The 16,944-nt window shown below is 69.3% G+C and carries 19 protein-coding genes; 9 read left to right on the top strand and 10 right to left on the bottom strand.

What is annotated here, in order from left to right; translation table 11 throughout:
* The first annotated feature begins 126 nt into the window (after positions 1-126).
* The 3 genes from OHA11_RS11575 to OHA11_RS11565 are packed head-to-tail and all read left to right on the top strand — an operon-like array spanning position 127 to position 2,059.
* Positions 127-1,059: an AraC family transcriptional regulator gene (locus tag OHA11_RS11575; protein WP_266494941.1), complete on the top strand. Its 933-nt coding sequence runs from the start codon at positions 127-129 to the stop codon at positions 1,057-1,059.
* Positions 993-1,754 carry an AzlC family ABC transporter permease gene (locus OHA11_RS11570; RefSeq protein WP_266494938.1) on the top strand — a complete coding sequence of 254 codons (762 nt, stop codon included), beginning with the start codon at positions 993-995 and terminating at the stop codon, positions 1,752-1,754. Before OHA11_RS11575 ends, OHA11_RS11570 begins: the two co-directional genes overlap by 67 nt.
* Positions 1,751-2,059: an AzlD domain-containing protein gene (locus OHA11_RS11565; RefSeq protein WP_266494936.1), complete on the top strand. Its 309-nt coding sequence runs from the start codon at positions 1,751-1,753 to the stop codon at positions 2,057-2,059. Before OHA11_RS11570 ends, OHA11_RS11565 begins: the two co-directional genes overlap by 4 nt.
* A gap of 190 nt (positions 2,060-2,249) precedes the next feature.
* On the opposite strand, the gene OHA11_RS11560 is transcribed toward OHA11_RS11565, so the two are convergent.
* Positions 2,250-3,194: a hypothetical protein gene (locus OHA11_RS11560; RefSeq protein ID WP_266494934.1), complete on the bottom strand. Its 945-nt coding sequence runs from the start codon at positions 3,192-3,194 to the stop codon at positions 2,250-2,252.
* Positions 3,195-3,274: 80 nt separating this feature from the next.
* Between OHA11_RS11560 and OHA11_RS11555 the strand changes: the two genes are divergently transcribed.
* Both OHA11_RS11555 and OHA11_RS11550 read left to right on the top strand, forming a co-directional pair.
* Positions 3,275-3,469: a DUF3046 domain-containing protein gene (locus OHA11_RS11555; RefSeq protein WP_266494931.1), complete on the top strand. Its 195-nt coding sequence runs from the start codon at positions 3,275-3,277 to the stop codon at positions 3,467-3,469.
* A 60-nt stretch (positions 3,470-3,529) separates the two neighbouring features.
* Positions 3,530-4,789: an AI-2E family transporter gene (locus OHA11_RS11550; protein ID WP_266494928.1), complete on the top strand. Its 1,260-nt coding sequence runs from the start codon at positions 3,530-3,532 to the stop codon at positions 4,787-4,789.
* 155 nt (positions 4,790-4,944) lie between these two features.
* Here the strand turns inward: OHA11_RS11550 and OHA11_RS11545 are convergent, their stop codons facing one another.
* The gene (locus OHA11_RS11545) at positions 4,945-5,157 is read right to left on the bottom strand and encodes a hypothetical protein (RefSeq protein WP_266494920.1); all 213 of its coding nucleotides are present in this window, start codon (positions 5,155-5,157) and stop codon (positions 4,945-4,947) included.
* Positions 5,158-5,463: 306 nt separating this feature from the next.
* Here OHA11_RS11545 and recA point away from each other — a divergent pair, with 306 nt between their 5' ends.
* Complete coding sequence (gene recA, locus OHA11_RS11540; RefSeq protein ID WP_266494917.1) at positions 5,464-6,591, top strand: recombinase RecA; 1,128 nt, start codon at positions 5,464-5,466, stop codon at positions 6,589-6,591.
* A gap of 3 nt (positions 6,592-6,594) precedes the next feature.
* On the top strand, positions 6,595-7,623 hold the full coding sequence (recX, locus tag OHA11_RS11535; protein WP_266494914.1) for a recombination regulator RecX: 1,029 nt from the start codon (positions 6,595-6,597) through the stop codon (positions 7,621-7,623).
* A 443-nt stretch (positions 7,624-8,066) separates the two neighbouring features.
* Here recX and OHA11_RS11530 read toward each other — a convergent pair whose 3' ends face one another.
* The 8 genes from OHA11_RS11530 to OHA11_RS11500 form a co-directional block, all read right to left on the bottom strand.
* Positions 8,067-8,480, bottom strand: coding sequence for a rhodanese-like domain-containing protein (locus OHA11_RS11530; protein WP_266494911.1), 414 nt, complete (start codon positions 8,478-8,480; stop codon positions 8,067-8,069).
* A gap of 41 nt (positions 8,481-8,521) precedes the next feature.
* A complete protein-coding gene (locus OHA11_RS11525; protein ID WP_266494908.1) occupies positions 8,522-9,061 on the bottom strand; it encodes a cysteine dioxygenase in 540 nt (179 codons plus the stop codon).
* Between the two features lie 79 nt (positions 9,062-9,140).
* Positions 9,141-9,212 carry a putative leader peptide gene (locus OHA11_RS48325; RefSeq protein ID WP_322747027.1) on the bottom strand — a complete coding sequence of 24 codons (72 nt, stop codon included), beginning with the start codon at positions 9,210-9,212 and terminating at the stop codon, positions 9,141-9,143.
* Positions 9,213-9,292: 80 nt separating this feature from the next.
* On the bottom strand, positions 9,293-10,888 hold the full coding sequence (locus OHA11_RS11520; RefSeq protein ID WP_266494905.1) for an FAD-dependent monooxygenase: 1,596 nt from the start codon (positions 10,886-10,888) through the stop codon (positions 9,293-9,295).
* A 175-nt stretch (positions 10,889-11,063) separates the two neighbouring features.
* Positions 11,064-11,972 (bottom strand): amino acid ABC transporter permease, encoded by a 909-nt coding sequence (locus OHA11_RS11515; protein WP_266494902.1) that lies wholly within the window; start codon positions 11,970-11,972, stop codon positions 11,064-11,066.
* Complete coding sequence (locus OHA11_RS11510) at positions 11,969-12,637, bottom strand: amino acid ABC transporter permease (protein ID WP_266494899.1); 669 nt, start codon at positions 12,635-12,637, stop codon at positions 11,969-11,971. Before OHA11_RS11510 ends, OHA11_RS11515 begins: the two co-directional genes overlap by 4 nt.
* A gap of 86 nt (positions 12,638-12,723) precedes the next feature.
* Positions 12,724-13,572, bottom strand: coding sequence for a glutamate ABC transporter substrate-binding protein (locus OHA11_RS11505; RefSeq protein WP_266494897.1), 849 nt, complete (start codon positions 13,570-13,572; stop codon positions 12,724-12,726).
* 83 nt (positions 13,573-13,655) lie between these two features.
* Complete coding sequence (locus OHA11_RS11500; protein WP_266494894.1) at positions 13,656-14,432, bottom strand: amino acid ABC transporter ATP-binding protein; 777 nt, start codon at positions 14,430-14,432, stop codon at positions 13,656-13,658.
* A 278-nt stretch (positions 14,433-14,710) separates the two neighbouring features.
* Here OHA11_RS11500 and OHA11_RS11495 point away from each other — a divergent pair, with 278 nt between their 5' ends.
* Together OHA11_RS11495 and OHA11_RS11490 are read left to right on the top strand one after the other, a co-directional pair.
* Entirely contained in the window at positions 14,711-15,397 is a 687-nt protein-coding gene (locus tag OHA11_RS11495; RefSeq protein WP_266494891.1) for a response regulator transcription factor, read from the top strand.
* A gap of 9 nt (positions 15,398-15,406) precedes the next feature.
* Positions 15,407-16,810, top strand: a complete 1,404-nt coding sequence (locus OHA11_RS11490) for a HAMP domain-containing sensor histidine kinase (RefSeq protein ID WP_266494888.1) — start codon at positions 15,407-15,409, stop codon at positions 16,808-16,810.
* The last annotated feature ends 134 nt before the right edge of the window (positions 16,811-16,944 follow it).

The following is a 16,944-nucleotide window of genomic DNA, read 5'->3' as shown; positions in this document are numbered from 1 at the left end:
GGGCTCCAGTCGACGCGCCATCCGCTGCGGGCGGACACCCCCGGACCGTCCCCTTCGGTCGTTCGGCGGCTGCGGGGCGTGGGGTGTGACCGTCTCTTGTTTGCCGCGATGGCGGAGAATGGGGGCATGGCTGGGACGGGGAAGGAGCGGGCTCGGCACTGGCAGTATGCGGAGCTGCCCGGTGTTGATCTGCTGCGGGCTCGGTATGTCCAGAAGACCTTTGTCCGGCATACGCATGAGAACTTCGTCATCGCCGCCATCACCGATGGTCTCGAGGTCTTCCGTCATGGTGGGGCGGATCAGTACGTGGGGGTCGGGTCTCTGGCGTTGGTCAATCCCGATACGTCGCACACGGGGCGCGCCGGGATTCCTGAGGGCTGGCGGTACGGGGCCGTCTATCCGTCGCCGGAACTGGTTGCGGAGATCGCCGCTGAGACCACCGCTCTGCGTGGCAGTCCGGGGTTCGTGAGCCCGGTTCTCGATGATCCGTATGCCGTGGGGCTGGTTCATCAGGTGCTGCGTGCCGCCGACGAGGGCAACGCGCTTGCCGCTGACACGTTGCTGCGGGTTGCCGTGAGTCGGTTGCTGCGGGTGAATGGCGGGCCGTTGCCCCAGCGGGTCCTGCGGACGGCGGGAGGCCGGGTCGCGGCACGCGCGCGTGCCGTTCTTGAGGAGCACATCGTGGAACCGCCCACCTTGGAGCGGCTCGCCGGCGATCTCGGGACCAGTCCCTTCGCGTTGTTGCGCGCCTTCCGGGAGGCGTACGGGATGCCTCCGCACGCGTGGCTGACCGATGTCCGGGTACGGCGTGCGCGTCGGCTGCTGGACTCGGGTGTCGCGCCCGCGGAGGTGGCGATCGCGGTGGGGTTCACGGACCAACCGCACCTCAATCGGCACTTCACGCGGATCGTGGGCGTGCCGCCGGGCGCGTACCAGCGCGAGCGCAAGAACGTACAAGACCCGCGGCAAGAGCCGCTCGTACCGTCCGAGGCGTGGCAGAACAGACGTCTCTCGCAGACATACGCAGTGAAGGCGGCGGAAAAACCGACGCCGCGGTAGTACGGGACGCCCTCGGGGTCGGGGTGGCCGTCGGACTGTCCGGGTTCGCCTTCGGGGTGACCTCGGCGGGCAGTGGGCTCACGCTGCTGCAGACCTGCGCACTCAGTCTCCTGGTGTTCACGGGTGCTTCTCAGTTCGCCCTCGTGGGTGCGCTGGCCGGCGGGGGCAACCCGTTCACGGCCGCGGCGGGCGCGTTCTTCCTGGGGGTGCGCAACGCCTTCTACGGACTGCGTCTGTCGCAGTTGCTGGCCCTCCCGCGCGCGGTGCGCCCGTTCGCGGCCCAGTGGGTCATCGACGAGACCACGGCCGTGGCGCTCGCCCAGCCCACGCGGCGCAGCGTGCGGATCGGCTTCACCGTCACCGGGCTCACCCTCTACGTGCTGTGGAACCTCACCACGTTGCTCGGCGCGCTGGGCGCCGAAGCCATCGGCGACACCGACGCCTGGGGCCTGGACGCGGCCGGGCCCGCCGTCTTCCTGGCGCTGCTCGCGCCGATGCTCAGGACCACCATGGAGCGGGTGGTCGCGGGGCTCGCGGTCGTCCTGGGGCTCGGGCTGCTGCCCCTACTGCCTGCCGGTGTGCCCGTTCTGGTGGCCGCGCTCGCCGCGCCTGCCGTTCTGTGGGCGGAAGGCCGTCGTAGGGCGCGCACGGGGGCAGGGACGGGCTCTGGTGACGATGCGGGGGAGGGGGCTTGAACATCTGGATCGCGATCGGGCTGACCGCCATCGGCTGCTATGCCGTCAAGCTCATAGGGCTGCTGATTCCGGCGGGCCTTTTGGAGCGGCCGCTCGTCCAGCGGCTGGCCGCACTGCTGCCCGTCGCCCTCCTGGCCGCCCTCACGGCCCAGCAGACCTTCGCCGACGGCCGCGTCCTGGTACTGGACGCGAAGGCCGCGGGGCTTGCCGCGGCCGCTGTGGTCCTGCTGCTGCGCGCCCCGTTCCTGGTGGTCGTGGCCGCGGCTGTGCTGGTCACGGCGGGGGTGCGGGCGATGACGGGTTGAGGAGAGGGACGACGGGGTGAGGAGTGGAGGGGGCACGCGTGCGCGTGCCCCCTGTCCAGGTCGCGTCCGTCCCACACTGTCGGCAGCCTGTAGTCGGCAATCGGGTTTGCTGGGTGGGCGTCGGCCTGTTGTTGTCCCTGGGGCGATTCGCGTGATCGTCCCGCTGCTTCTCCCGGGCGTTTGGGGAGCGTCAGTCGACAGGCCGCCCATAGGCCCGCAGGGTGCGCAGTGCCTCGATCGTCACGATGGGGCGTGCCTCCAGGGCGGTAGTCGGTGCCCACTGGCGCCAGCGGATCGGCCAGCCGCCGTCTTCCTGCTGCCGGCTCACCAGGAACTCCAGGGAGCGTGTCATCTCGTCGTCGGTGAACCACGCGCGCGCGAGTGAGCCCGGTGTCTTCGCGTAGTCGTACGGGAAGTGGTGCTCTCCTGGCGCGTAGCCGGGTGCCACGGGGAACGCCTCAAGGCGTTCAGGATCCAGCGCCGCGAGCCGTTGCTCGCGCACCAGGCGGCCGAGCCGGTCGGCGGCGGCCTCCGCGCGCGGGCGGTCGGGCGCGGAGTCCAGGAAGGTCACGGCGGCCTCGACCTCGTACGGATGCGACTTCTCCAGGGAATCCACCGCCTGCCAGCAGAAGTCGGTGGCTCTGAACAGCCAGGCGTGCCACACCTCGTTGCGGTGCAGCAGGCCCACCACGGGGCCGGTGGCGAGGAGTTCGCTGGGCGGGTCGTCGACGATCGGCATGAAGGGTGCCGCCGGGTAGCCGCGCTGGCTGGGATGGATCGCCGGTAGTGCGCCGTCCTGCGTCGACACGGACGTCAGATAGCGGCACATGCGCTCCACCCGCTGCCCGCCACAGCGCCCGATCGAGTCCAGGACGCGTAGCGCCTGCCCAGTGTGCAGAGGCTGGCTGACCGGGCCGCGGAGATCGGGTTCCAGCCCGTGACCGTACCCGTCGTCCTCGTTGCGGTAGGCGGACAGCGCGGTCTCGACCGCGTCGGCACCGCCGCCCAGGAAGTGGTACGCGAAACGGCGCTGCTCCAGCACGCGCGCGGTGAGCCAGACGAAGTGCTCGGCGCGGGCGAGGGGGGTGTGCGCCGGGGGCGTCGGGGGGAGTGGGGATGCTCCTGTTTCGGCCATGAGTCAGACCGTAGGACGGAAAGCGTTCTCGGCGAGCGGTCCCGGCTCGGGCCCACTCTCAGGGGCGGGATAATGGAGTCATGCGGTTGACGGTCTTCTGGCAGCGGATGGTGGATCACTTCGGCTCGGGGTACGCCGAGACCTTCGCGCGCGACCACGTGATGTCGGAGCTCGGCGGACGCACGGTGCGGCAGGCGCTGGACGCGGGCTGGGAGACGAAGGACGTGTGGCGCGCGGTGTGTACGGCGGTGAACGTTCCGTACGAAAACCGCTGATGAGCCACGAAGATCCGGGGGCGGGGGTCGATTGTCGGTGGTGTGGGCGAGACTTGGTCCGTGGCATCGACAGATGAGACCGCGCAGGTCGGACAGCAGGCATCCCCGCTCGGCACGACACCCCCCAGGCCTCCGGCCGGGGGTGCGGCCGAGACGGGCGCCCGCATGCCGCGCTGGCTGCCGCGTGCCATGGTGCTCGCCCTCACCCTCGTCGCCTGTTTCCAGTTGGGCAGTTGGGCCTTCCACCAGCTGACCGGGCTGCTGATCAACATCCTGATCGCGTTCTTCCTGGCACTCGCCATCGAGCCCGCGGTGAGCTGGATGGCGTCGTACGGCATGCGCAGGGGCCTGGCCACCGGGGTCGTGTTCCTCTTCGTGATGATCGCGAGCGCGGGTTTCGTCACGCTGCTCGGCTCGATGCTCGCGGGACAGATCATCGACATGGTCGAGGACTTCCCGAAGTACGTCGACTCGGTGATCAACTGGATCAACACGACCTTCAACACGGAGCTCAGCCGCGTCGACATCCAGGAGGGCCTGCTGCGCTCCGACTGGCTGCGGAAGTACGTGCAGAACGGCGCGAGCGGTGTCCTGGACGTGTCCACGCAGGTGCTGGGCGGGCTCTTCCAGCTCCTGACGATCACGCTGTTCGCCTTCTACTTCGCGGCCGACGGCCCGCGGCTGCGGCGCGCCCTGTGCTCCGTACTGCCGCCCGCCCGGCAGGCCGAGGTGCTGCGCGCGTGGGAGATCGCCGTCAACAAGACCGGCGGCTACCTGTACTCGCGCGGGCTGATGGCACTGATCTCCGGCATCGCGCACTACATCCTGCTGGAGTCCCTCGGCGTGAACTACGCGCCCGTGCTCGCCGTCTGGGTGGGCCTGGTCTCGCAGTTCATCCCCACCATCGGTACGTACCTCGCGGGTGCCCTGCCGATGCTGATCGCCTTCACGGTCGACCCCTGGTACGCGCTGTGGGTGCTGATCTTTGTTGTCGTCTACCAGCAGTTCGAGAACTACGTGTTGCAGCCCAAGCTGACCGCGAAGACCGTGGACATCCACCCGGCGGTCGCCTTCGGGTCGGTCATCGCGGGCACCGCGCTCCTCGGCGCCGTCGGCGCGCTGATCGCGATCCCGGCGGTCGCCACGCTGCAGGCCTTCCTGGGGGCCTACGTGAAGCGGTACGACGTCACGGACGACCCCCGGGTCCACGGGCGCCGCGAGCGGGCCGCGAGCACGCTCCTCGCACGCATACGACGTGCGCTGAAGGGATCCCCGGGGGCTCGGACGGCGGAGGACGACGAACCCCGCGACGCCTCGTAGGGCACCGGCTCGACGTCCGTACGGCCCTGGAAGCGGCCGGGTGGTACGGCTCGCGCACGTGTCCTGTGACAGCGATTGTCGAGCTTGTGGCATTGAAGGCCGCCGGGGTGACGATCGGCCGACTCCAGTGGTACCGATGCCTTCAGGTTCGACGGTCAGCAAGCGGGCCAGGTTCGACGGTCAGTGGGGCGTTCCCACTCGACGATCATCGCGCCCATGTCGGCGGGATCGGTTCGTACCGGCAGGTTCTTGCCGGGCCGGACCTCGGCAGAGTGGTTGAACGGAACGCGCACGTGCCGGGCGACCGGCTGGCCTTGGATCATCAGGTCGAGTCGCACCCGGCGCGACCAACAGGCGCGCCGCATCATCCCATTGCCCACCTTGTGCCCGCCAGCGGCCAAACCAGCTCGGTCGCTCTCGGCGGGACCGGCGCCAGAACGACCTGGGCTCAGGACGACACGCTCTCGTCGAGGCGAGTGGTGCGCTTGACATCAAAATCGAACATCCATTCTCATGGAGGCGCCGGTGAAGCCCAAGACGGGATGTCGACGGCGATTTCGTGGAGAAGCGCCCGAGTTATCCACAGGCCGGACGGGCGTCGGGGCGCATTGTCAGTGGCAGGCGTTAGCGTCTTTGACGTGAAGCGATCGACTCAAGCAAATCGGGTGGAACCCATGGCAGCAGGTACTGATCGCGAGAAGGCGCTCGACGCCGCTCTCGCACAGATTGAACGGCAATTCGGCAAGGGCGCGGTGATGCGCCTCGGCGAGCGGCCGAACGAGCCCATCGAGGTCATCCCCACCGGCTCGACCGCACTGGACGTCGCCCTCGGTGTCGGCGGTCTGCCGCGCGGCCGAGTGGTCGAGGTGTACGGCCCGGAGTCCTCCGGCAAGACGACCCTGACCCTGCACGCGGTGGCGAACGCGCAGCGGGCCGGCGGCCAGGTGGCCTTCGTGGACGCGGAGCACGCCCTCGACCCCGAGTACGCGAAGAAGCTCGGCGTCGACATCGACAACCTGATCCTGTCGCAGCCGGACAACGGCGAGCAGGCTCTGGAAATCGTGGACATGCTGGTCCGCTCCGGCGCCCTCGACCTCATCGTCATCGACTCCGTCGCCGCCCTCGTGCCGCGCGCGGAGATCGAGGGCGAGATGGGCGACTCGCACGTGGGTCTGCAGGCCCGTCTGATGAGCCAGGCCCTGCGGAAGATCACCAGCGCGCTCAACCAGTCGAAGACCACGGCGATCTTCATCAACCAGCTGCGCGAGAAGATCGGCGTGATGTTCGGCTCCCCGGAGACCACAACCGGTGGCCGGGCGCTGAAGTTCTACGCCTCGGTGCGGCTCGACATCCGCCGTATCGAGACACTGAAGGACGGCACGGACGCGGTCGGCAACCGCACCCGCGTCAAGGTCGTCAAGAACAAGGTCGCGCCGCCCTTCAAGCAGGCCGAGTTCGACATCCTCTACGGGCATGGCATCAGCCGCGAGGGCGGCCTGATCGACATGGGCGTGGAGAACGGCTTCGTCCGCAAGGCCGGCGCCTGGTACACGTACGAGGGCGACCAGCTCGGCCAGGGCAAGGAGAACGCGCGCAACTTCCTGAAGGACAACCCCGACCTCGCCAACGAGATCGAGAAGAAGATCCTGGAGAAGCTGGGCGTCGGTGTGAAGCCGGAGAAGCCCACCGCCGAGCCGGGCGCGGACGCGGCGGTGTCGGCGGCCTCGGGCGAGGCCGCGAAGACGGTTCCCGCTCCCGCCGCCAAGGCTGTCAAGCCCAAGGCCGCGGCGGCCAAGAGCTAGTCCATGACACGACGAACCGACTGGGCCGAGTACGCCCACCCCGTCGCCTCCGAAGGGAAGAGGCGCGGGGGCGACAGCGGCTCGGCCGGAGACAGCGACAGGGCGGACACAGCGCACACGGCGCACGACGATGGCGGGGCGTACGGTCTCGGGGCCTGGGACGCCGAGGGTACGTACGGCGATCTGGAGGGGGACGGTCGGCCGGACGGGGGTCCGCGCCGCGATGACGGTTCGTACCGCGGCGACGGTCTGCGGGAGGGGCTGCGGGACGGCGACGCCTCGTCGAGCGGCGGCTCGCGTCGCGGCGTCGGTCGGCGCGGTGGCGGCCGCGGCGGTGACGGTGGCTGGCCGTACGGGGACGACGGGCCACAAGATACGGGCGAGCGGGGCGACCGAGCCCCGCGCGGTGGCGGCCGGGGTGCACGGGGTCGCGGTCGGCGGCGTGGGTTCGGTGAATCGTCGACCGACGGAGACCCACAGGACGGAGGCCCCTCTTCCTCGTCGAGGGCCGAGAAGGGGGAGCCCCCAGGGGACCCGGCTGAGCGGGCGCGGGGGATCTGTCTGCGCCTGCTCACCGGGACCCCGCGTACGCGGAAACAGCTCGCGGACGCGTTGCGCAAACGCGAGATCCCGGACGACGTGGCGGACGAGGTGCTCTCCCGCTTCGAAGAGGTCGGGCTGATCAACGACAGCGCCTTCGCGGACGCCTGGGTGGAGTCCCGGCATCACGGCCGGGGCCTGGCCCGGCGGGCGCTCGCCCGGGAGCTGCGGACCAAGGGCGTGGACTCCGCGCTGATCGACGAGGCCGTCGGACAGCTCGACTCCGAGCAGGAAGAGGCGACCGCGCGCGAACTCGTCGCCCGCAAGTTGCGCTCTACGAGCGGCCTCGACCGCGACAAGCGGATACGACGCCTCGCGGGCATGCTCGCCCGCAAGGGCTACGGCGAAGGCATGGCCCTCAGAGTGGTCCGGCAGGCGTTGGAGGAAGAGGGCGAGGACACGGAGTTCCTCGACGACGGCGAGGGGTTCTGACGTCGGGGTCGGGACTGCCCCGGTGACGACGGGCCCTTGAGGAGGCACGAGGCAGCCTCCGGGCCGGCCGGTTCCGGTCCTGGACACGGTGGACGCGCGGGGGCGCCCATCGCGTCCGGGACCGGGGTGGTGCACAGGCACGAGCGTGCTGGCCGTCGTCGGGTGGTCCGGGTGGGCCCGATCCTCGGAGCAACGGCCAGGGCAGGACCGCCGACGGCCAAGGAACGACCAAGGAACGACCAGGGAGTAAGGGTCGGTACGCAATGGTGGGGGCCCCTTACATGAAGGGGCCCCCACCGCTACCTATGCCCAAGAAGCCGCTGGGATACGCCGGGAGGGCATGTTTTGTGTACGACCAGTTTCCGGCTTCCGGCTTCCAGGTACCGCTGTCGCGAACTCCCAACAGGGCCACATGCGTCCGCTCCGCCCCCGACGCCCCGCGGTTAAGAAGCCACCGGAGCCACCGGAGCCACCGGCAGTCCAGCCGCCCGCCAAGCCTGGAAGCCGCCCACCAGGTCTGTAGCCCGGTGCAGGCCCAACTGCCGCAGGGACGCGGCCGCGAGGCTCGACGCGTAGCCCTCGTTGCAGACGACCACGACACGCAGGTCGTAGCTCGTGGCTTCAGGGGCGCGATGGCTGCCCTGCGGGTCGAGCCGCCACTCCAGTTCGTTGCGCTCGACGACGACGGCGCCGGGGATCAGCCCGTCGCGCTCGCGCAGCGCCGCGTACCGGATGTCGACGAGCAGAGCATCGCCCGCCCGCGCGGCATCGTGGGCGGCGTCGGCCTCGACCCGGTCGAGGCCTTCACGAACCCGGTCCGGCAACTCGTCGATTCCGACGGGACGTTCGGCTCGCACGAGCCCGACAGGACGTTCGGCTCCCGCGAGACCTTCGGCGGTCACTGCCAGTCCGCCGGGCGCTCGACCTGCTCAAGGCGCAGCACCTGGCCGCTGCGGCTGTAGCGGCGGATCTGCGGCAGCGGCGGGTAGTACGCGTGGACGGAGATCGCGTGCTCCTCCGTGGATTCGTTGAGTACCTCGTGCACATGGTGACGGCCGAAGGAACGGCCCTTGCCGGCCGACAGCCGCCGTTCCCGGTCGATGCCCTCGGTCAGTTCGAGGGTTTTCCAGCCGTCGGTGGGCAGCCGGGCGGTGAGCGAGTGCTCCTTGAGCTCGCCCGACGCGGTGAGAAAGGCGCCGACCGACTCGGCGTGGTCGTGCCAGCCCGTGCCCGTGCCGGGCGGCCAGCCGATGAGCCAGGCCTCGCTGCCACCGGGCCCTTCGAGGCGTACCCAAGTACGGCCCTCGGGATCGAGCGGGAGGGAAGCGATCAGCTCGGCGTCGCCGGCGGTGCGCCGGACGAAGTCGAGGAGCTCCGCCTGCGTGGGGCCATGCGCCGGAGCAGCGACAGAGGAGGTCAGGGAAGGGGAGACAGACACGGGTACCGTCCTGATCAGCGTTCGCGGGGGAGCGCGCGGGAACGATGTCGGCAGCGCGCGCGAGTGGAGGGATGCGAATTCAGCAGGACGGGCGACACACGCAGCCCGCATAGCGGATGAGGTCCATGTGGACCCTCCGCCACAGGCGCACACAGGTGTCGGTCACGATCCGGAGTACACCATGACGGTCCGGACCGGTCAACTCAGTGTCACCGACTGGACAGAGGGCCCTCAGGACCTCCCTGCCGCGGCCTCCGCCGTGGCCCGGGGGCCGCCCACCGCTGCCTCCGCGGCCTCGTACAGATCCGCCGGGCGCACCCCGCTCAACGCCGTGACCAGGTGCCCGTCCGGACGGATCAGCAGCACCGTGTGCGCGGCCGCACCCGGGTAGCTCTCGGCGACCAGCAACTCGGCGTGGTGCGGCAGCGCGGTCACAGCGGCCGCGAGCCGCGGCATGATCCCGGCCGACACCCAGTGCTTGCGCTCCCACACCCCGGTCCCCGGCGCGATCAGCAGGACCAGCAGCGCCCCGTGGCCCAGCCGGTCCCGCAGCCGCACGAAGGAACCGTCCTCCGCCGTCACCCGTACATCGGCGATCTGGTCGCCCACGGCCGTGCCGATCTCGACCGAGGACTCGGAGCGTGGAGCCGCGAGCGGCGAATCGGCGTACGCCCCCGGCGCGCCCAGTGCACCGCGCCCCAAGTGGCCGTCCGTGAGCAGCGAGTCATGGCCGCGAGCCGACCCCGGCACCGCGGCGCGCAGGCCCCCGGCGCGCAGCACCGGCAGCGTCTGGTCCGCGGCGCGCAGGCGCGCGGCGACGACCGCGCGCCGCTCCACCTGGTAGCTGTCGAGCAGCGCCTCGTGCGGGCCGTGGTGCCAGGCGAGGGACAGCTTCCACGCGAGGTTGTCGGCATCCCGCAGCCCCTCGTCGAGGCCCTGTGTGCCGAGCGCGCCGAGCAGATGCGCGGCATCCCCGGCCAGGAAGACACGGCCGGCCCGCCACCGGCGCGCCAGTCGGTGATGGACGATGTGGACCCCGGTGTCGAGCAGCTCGTACGGCGGTGTGGTGCTCCCGCTCCAGCCCGCGAGGGTCTCGCGCACGCGCGCCACCAGCAGGTCCGGCGTGACCAGGTCCTTGCCCGGCGGCAGCAGCCAGTCCAGGCGCCACACGTCGTCGGCGAGCGGGCGTGCGGTCACCTCCCCGGCCGACGGAACCGACGTCCGCCACGGCGGCATCCGGTGCAGCAACGCCTCGCCGGGCCACGGAAGTTCCGTACGCAGCGCGGCGACGGCGTGTCGCTCCACGGCAGTGCGTCCCGGGAAGCGGATGTCCTGGAGCTTGCGTACCGTCGAGCGCGGGCCGTCGCAGCCGATCAGATAGCTGCCGCGCCACCAGGTGCCCTTGGGCTCGCGGGTGTGCGCCGTGACGCCCGAGGTCTCCTGCTCGATCGAGTCGAGGCGGCTGTCCACGGCGACCTTGACCAGACGCTCGGTCGCGATCGCCGCCCTGAGCGCAGCGGTCAGTACGTGCTGGGGGACGTGCAGAGGTGCGGGCTCGTCGTCGCCGAACGTGATCTGCCGCATCACCTGCTTGCGCCGCATCGACCGCCATCCGGCCCAACGGAAACCTGCCTCGGTGACGGGGAAGCCCGACAGTCGCTCGATCAGCGCGGCGGTGTCCTCACGCAGTACGACGGTCCGCGCGAGCCGCTGTTCGTCCTTGCCGGGACCCTCGTCCAGAACGATGGACGGGACCTCCTGGCGGGCCAGCGCCAGGGCGAGCGTGAGTCCGACGGGCCCCGCGCCGACGATGATCACCGGGTCCACGGCGCGGCGCCCCCTGCCCGGAGAGGTGTGCTGAGGGTCTTACCGGGATTGGGCGGTGGAGCAGGGTGCACGATCACAGAACGTATGCAACCTATTGCGGGTGCTTGCGTCAAGTGACGGAGGCAGTGGCGATCATGCCACTGCCTCCGTACGGGTCATGCTGTTTGACTGCCCATCAGGTGGTGCCGCCGGCATCGGTCGCCGCCGTGCCCCCCACCTCGCCGGCGTTGATGTCGTCCACGTCGTCGGCCCCGAGGACCGCACCCGTGCTCCTCTTGCTGCGCCGCAGCTTGCCCTCCAGCCAGCTCGCGAAGCTGGTGAGGATGAAGTTCAGCACAATGTAGATGACCGCCACCACGATGAAGCTGGGGATGACGTTGGCGTAGTTGGCCGCCAGCGTGCTGCGTGAGTTGAGTAGCTCGGTGAACCCGAGCATCACGCCACCCAGTGCGGTGTCCTTCACGATGACGACGAGCTGGCTGACGATGGCCGGCAGCATGACGGTGACGGCCTGTGGCAGCAGGACGTTGGTCATCACCTGGCCCTTGCGCAGCCCGATCGCCATGGCGGCCTCCGACTGCCCTCTGGGAAGAGAGAGGATGCCGGCCCGGACGATCTCGGCGAGTACTGACGCGTTGTAGAGCACGAGGCCGGTGACGACCGCGTACAGGGGTCGCTGTTCACTGCTGACGTCCGTGTAGCGGACGTAGAACTCGTTGGCGAACAGCATCAGCAGCAGTACCGGGATCGCCCGGAAGAACTCGACCACCGTGCCGGCCGACGCCCGTAGCCACCGGTGGTCGGAGAGGCGTGAGATGCCGAAGAGCGCGCCCAGCGGAAGGCCGATCACCATGGCGAGCGCTGCGGCCTTCAGCGTGTTGCTGAGGCCCGGCAGCAGGTACGTCGTCCATGCCTGCGACGTGGTGAACGGCTCCCACAGGGCCCACTTCAGCTGTCCCTTGTCGTCCATCGCCCGCCAGATCCACCACAGGAACAGGGCAAGCAGGATGAAGAAGACCACTGAGAGGATCACATTGCGCCGTTTGGCGCGGGGACCGGGAGCGTCGTAGAGGACGGAGGTCACCGCTTCACCGCCAGTCGCTTGCTCAGCCAGCCGAGGAAGAGGCCGGTGGGAAGGGTCAGTACCACGAAGCCGAGGGCGAAGACCGCACCGATGGCCAGCGTCTGCGCTTCGTTCTCGATCATTGTCTTCATCAGGGTGGCGGCCTCGGCCACGCCGATCGCGGCCGCCACGGTGGTGTTCTTGGTGAGCGCGATCAGCACGTTGGCCAGAGGGCCGATGACCGAGCGGAAGGCTTGCGGCAGCACGATGAGCCTGAGGACCTGGCTGAAGCTCAGCCCGATGGCGCGTGCCGCTTCGGCCTGCCCGACGGGCACGGTGTTGATGCCGGAGCGGATCGCCTCGCAGACGAAGGCCGCGGTGTAGGCGACGAAACCGAGCACGGCCAGCCGGAAGCCCTGCACATCGAAGTTGTCGGAGGCGCCCATCGTCACGCCGAAGATGTCGGCGAGGCCGAGAGAGGCGAAGACGATGATGACGGTCAGGGGGATGTTCCGGACGATGTTCACGTAGGCGGTGCCGAACCCGCGCATGAGCGGAACCGGACTGACCCGCATCGCGGCCAGCAGGGTGCCCCAGATGAGGGAGCCGATGGCGGAGACGGCGGTGAGCTTCACCGTCATCCAAAACGCCCCTAGGACGTCGTAGCCTTCAAGAAAGTCGAACACAATCTCCCGCGCTTCCGGGTGTGTGGCCTATGTGGAGGGCGCAGCGCGCCGCCGCGATCGCGGCGGCGCGCCTGTGGGTTCCTGCGCTACTTGACGATGTTGCCGATCTTCGGGGCGACCTCGTTCTTGTACTCGGCCGGACCGAAGTTGTCGTCGACCGCCTTCTGCCAGGCCTTGTCGGTGACCATCTTCTCCAGGGCGGTGTTGACCTTGTCCACGGTCGCGGTGTCGCCCTTCTTGACACCGATGCCGTAGTTCTCGTTGCTCAGCTTGAGGCCGGCGAGCTTGAACTGGCCCTTGTACTTGTCCTGCGCGGCGAAGCCCGCGAGGATCGAGTCGTCGGTGGTCACCGCGTCCACGGCGCCGCTCTGCAGAGCAGCGATGCACTCCGAGTAGCCGCCCAACTCCTTCAGCTGGGCCTTCGGGGCAATGTCCTTCTGGACGTTCTGCGCCGAGGTGGAACCGACCACGGAGCACAGCTTCTTGCCGTTGAGGTCCGTGGCCTTGGTGATGTCGGAGTCCGACTTGACCAGCAGGTCCTGGTGGGCCAGCAGGTAGGGGCCGGCGAAGTCGACCTTCTGCTTGCGCTCGTCATTGATCGAGTAGGTGGCGGCGATGAGCTTCACGTCGCCACGCGCGAGCGCGTTCTCACGGTCGGCGCTCTTCGTCTCGACCCACTCGATCTGGTCGGGCTCGTAGCCGAGCTCCTTGGCCACGTAGGTCGCCACGTCCACGTCGAAGCCGGCGAAGGAGCCGTCGGGCTCCTTCAGGCCCAGACCCGGCTGGTCGTACTTGATGCCGATCTTGATCTTGCTGTCGCCGCCCCCGGTGGAGGAGCTGCCCGAGTCCTTGTCGTCGTCGGAGCCGCACGCCGTGGCGGTGAGGGCGAGCGCGAGGACCGCGGCCGATGCGGCGGTGACCTTGCGGAGCTTCATGATGAACATCCTTTGATCGTGAAGTGAGGAGAGCTGTCGATAACCTCTACGCGTAGCACGCCGTGGTGGATCACCGTGGCGCGTCAGTGGTGCAGGATCTTCGACAGGAAGTCCTTCGCCCGGTCGCTGCGCGGGTTGCTGAAGAACTGATCCGGCACAGCCTCTTCGACGATGCGTCCGTCCGCCATGAAGACGACGCGGTTCGCGGCTGAACGGGCGAAACCCATCTCGTGTGTGACTACAACCATCGTCATCCCGTCACGCGCAAGCTGCTGCATGACTTCCAGGACCTCGTTGATCATCTCCGGGTCGAGGGCCGACGTCGGCTCGTCGAACAGCATGACCTTGGGGTCCATCGCCAGCGCCCGCGCGATCGCGACTCGCTGCTGCTGGCCGCCGGAGAGCTGCGCGGGGTACTTGTCCGCCTGCGTGGCGACACCCACCCGGTCGAGCAGCCCGCGGGCCTTCTCCTCGGCGGCCTTCTTGTCCGCCTTGCGGACCTTGAGCTGGCCCAGCATCACGTTCTCGAGCACCGTCTTGTGCGCGAAGAGGTTGAAGGACTGGAAGACCATGCCGACATCGGCCCGCAGCCGGGCCAGTTCCTTGCCCTCGTCGGGCAGCGGCTTGCCGTCGATCGAGATGTCTCCCGAGTCGATCATCTCCAGGCGGTTGATGGCGCGGCACAGGGTGGACTTTCCGGACCCGGAGGGCCCGATGACCACGACGACCTCACCGCGCGCGATCGTCAGGTCGATGTCCTGAAGCACGTGCAACGCACCGAAGTGCTTGTTGACGTTCTTCAGTACGACCAGATCGTCGGCCGCTGGTATGGCGTCCTTGGTCACCGATACTTCGGTCATCGGCCTCTTGCTCCGTCCTCCTCGGTTGCGGAGGACAGTAGTGATGCCGCACGACCAGCGTCATTACATCTGAGGGGAAATTGAGCATAACGATCTGGTAGCAACTGGACACTCTTCGTGAAGGCCGCGCTGGGCGCGTACCGGCTGCGTAACGGAAATGGGGCGCGCCCCGAAGGCACTTGACGCCGTCAGCGTCATCGGACTGACTTCCAGAAGGAACGCGCGCGCCCACGTGTATCCGCCGAAGACATACGACCGATGAACCGAAGGGGGCCGGGGTGAGACTGCTCCTCGTCGAGGACGACAACCACGTAGCCGCCGCTCTGTCCGCGGTTCTCGCACGTCACGGCTTCGACGTCACGCACGCCCGCAGCGGCGAGGAGGCCCTCCAGGCGCTCGTCCCCGAAGGCGCCGGCTTCGGAGTGGTGCTCCTCGACCTTGGCCTGCCCGACCAGGACGGCTACGAGGTCTGCGGCAAGATCCGCAAGCGCACCAGCATCCCGGTGATCATGGTCACCGCGCGCGCCGACGTACGCTCCCGGATCCACGGCCTCAACCTCGGCGCCGACGACTACGTAGTGAAGCCGTACGACACAGGGGAACTCCTCGCCCGTATCCACGCCGTCAGCCGACGTACCGTCGCCGACGAAGCCGCGGCCCCCGGCGAGACCGCGCTGCACCTCGGGCCCGTGCGCATCGAACTGCCCACCCGCCAGGTCAGCGTCGACGGTTTGGTTGTCCAACTGACCCGCAAGGAGTTCGACCTTCTCGCGCTCCTCGCCCAGCGACCCGGCGTCGTGTTCCGGCGGGAACAGATCATCAGTGAGGTCTGGCGCACCAGCTGGGAGGGGACCGGTCGCACCCTGGAGGTGCACGTCGCGTCCCTGCGTTCCAAGCTGCGCATGCCGGCCCTGATCGAGACCGTGCGCGGCGTCGGGTACCGGCTCGTCGCCCCCGCCGCGTAGCGGGGCAGGGTGCGCACACGTCTCCTCCCGCTGCTCATCGTCCTGATGGCGGCCGTACTGCTCGCACTCGGTATCCCCCTCGCCGCCAGCCTGGCGGCCGCCCAGCAGCAGAAGGTGGTCGTCGACCGGATCGACGACACGGCACGTTTCGCGTCCCTCGCACAGTTCGTCACCGACCCGCCGAAGGGCTCACGGGTCAACACCCCGAACGAGCGCCTCAACACCCTCAGCAGGGAACTGACCAAGTACAACGGGCTGTACGGCATCAAGGCCGGCGTCTTCTACCGCGAAACCGACATGGCCAAGGCGCCCGAGGACTGGTACGTCCCCAGGAAGGGCGAGGTCCGCGACGCGTTCGACGAGGCCTTCCAGAGCCGCCGCAGCCACGACCCGGAACAGGTCTGGCCGTGGCAACAGGAACGTCTCGTCGTCGCGTCCCCCGTTATCCTGGACGGTGACGTCATCGCCGTCGTGGTCACCGACTCGCCCACCGGGCCGATGCGCTCGAAGATCCTGCGCGGCTGGCTGGTCATCGGCGCCGGCGAGATCGCCGCGATGCTCCTCGCGCTCAGCGCCGCGCTGCGTCTGACCGGCTGGGTGCTGCGGCCCGTACGCGTCCTCGACGCCACCACGCACGACATCGCGACCGGCCGCCTGAAGTCCCGAGTCGCGGCCGCGGGCGGGCCGCCGGAACTCAGACGCCTGGCCCGGTCGTTCAACGAGATGGCCGACAACGTCGAGGACGTGCTGGAACAGCAGCGCGCCTTCGTCGCCGACGCCTCGCACCAGCTGCGCAACCCCCTGTCCGCGCTGCTGCTGCGCATCGAACTGCTCGCTCTGGAACTCCCCAAGGGCAACGAGGAGATCGCCTCCGTCCGCACCGAGGGCAAGCGCCTCGCGCAGGTCCTCGACGACCTCCTGGACCTCGCCCTCGCTGAGCACGTCGAGGCGGACCTGCGGCTCACCGACATCGGCGAACTGACCGCCGAGCGCGTGGCGTCCTGGGCGCCGTTCGCCGACGACAAGGGCGTACGACTCGTCGGGACCTGCCCCGCCACGACCGCCTGGGCCGACCCTGTCGCCCTCTCCAGCGCCCTGGACGCGGTGATCGACAACGCGCTGAAGTTCACCCCCGAGGGGGCGTCCGTCGAGGTCGAGGTGGCCTCCAACGGCGAGGTCTCGACCATCGTCGTCACCGACCTCGGACCCGGCCTCAGCGACGAGGAACTCACCCGCGTCGGCGACCGCTTCTGGCGCAGCCCCGGCCACCAGAACGTCAAGGGCTCGGGCCTCGGCCTGTCCATCTCCCGGGCCCTGCTCGCGGCGGGCGGCGGCTCCATCGCGTACGCGCACCACGAGCCGCACGGTCTGAAGGTGACGGTGAGCGTGCCTCGGGCGGTGCCGGGAACCTGACAGGGGCCCCACATGGCGCTCACGAGACCGATCGTCGGGGCTAGGAGGGGCTAGGAGACGCGAAGAGGGGCCAAGGACGGGGCAGGCGGGCCGGTCGGGGCCCGAAAGCGGGTGCCAGCAGGTGGCCAGGCCGC

Origin of the sequence: Streptomyces sp. NBC_00878, from assembly GCF_026341515.1 — a bacterium.
Classification (GTDB): Bacteria; Actinomycetota; Actinomycetes; order Streptomycetales; family Streptomycetaceae; genus Streptomyces.
The sequence above is the reverse complement of the archived record's forward strand: the minus strand, read 5'-3'. Positions and strand labels throughout refer to the sequence as shown.

What these genes read in the sequence shown, in the direction of transcription:
- OHA11_RS11575 (WP_266494941.1), top strand. Translation starts at nt 127, where the DNA reads ATGGCTGGGACGGGGAAGGAGCGGGCTCGGCACTGGCAGTATGCGGAG.
- OHA11_RS11560 (WP_266494934.1), bottom strand. Translation starts at nt 3,194, where the DNA reads ATGGCCGAAACAGGAGCATCCCCACTCCCCCCGACGCCCCCGGCGCAC.
- OHA11_RS11555 (WP_266494931.1), top strand. Translation starts at nt 3,275, where the DNA reads ATGCGGTTGACGGTCTTCTGGCAGCGGATGGTGGATCACTTCGGCTCG.
- OHA11_RS11545 (WP_266494920.1), bottom strand. Translation starts at nt 5,157, where the DNA reads ATGATGCGGCGCGCCTGTTGGTCGCGCCGGGTGCGACTCGACCTGATG.
- recA (WP_266494917.1), top strand. Translation starts at nt 5,464, where the DNA reads ATGGCAGCAGGTACTGATCGCGAGAAGGCGCTCGACGCCGCTCTCGCA.
- recX (WP_266494914.1), top strand. Translation starts at nt 6,595, where the DNA reads ATGACACGACGAACCGACTGGGCCGAGTACGCCCACCCCGTCGCCTCC.
- OHA11_RS11505 (WP_266494897.1), bottom strand. Translation starts at nt 13,572, where the DNA reads ATGAAGCTCCGCAAGGTCACCGCCGCATCGGCCGCGGTCCTCGCGCTC.
- OHA11_RS11500 (WP_266494894.1), bottom strand. Translation starts at nt 14,432, where the DNA reads ATGACCGAAGTATCGGTGACCAAGGACGCCATACCAGCGGCCGACGAT.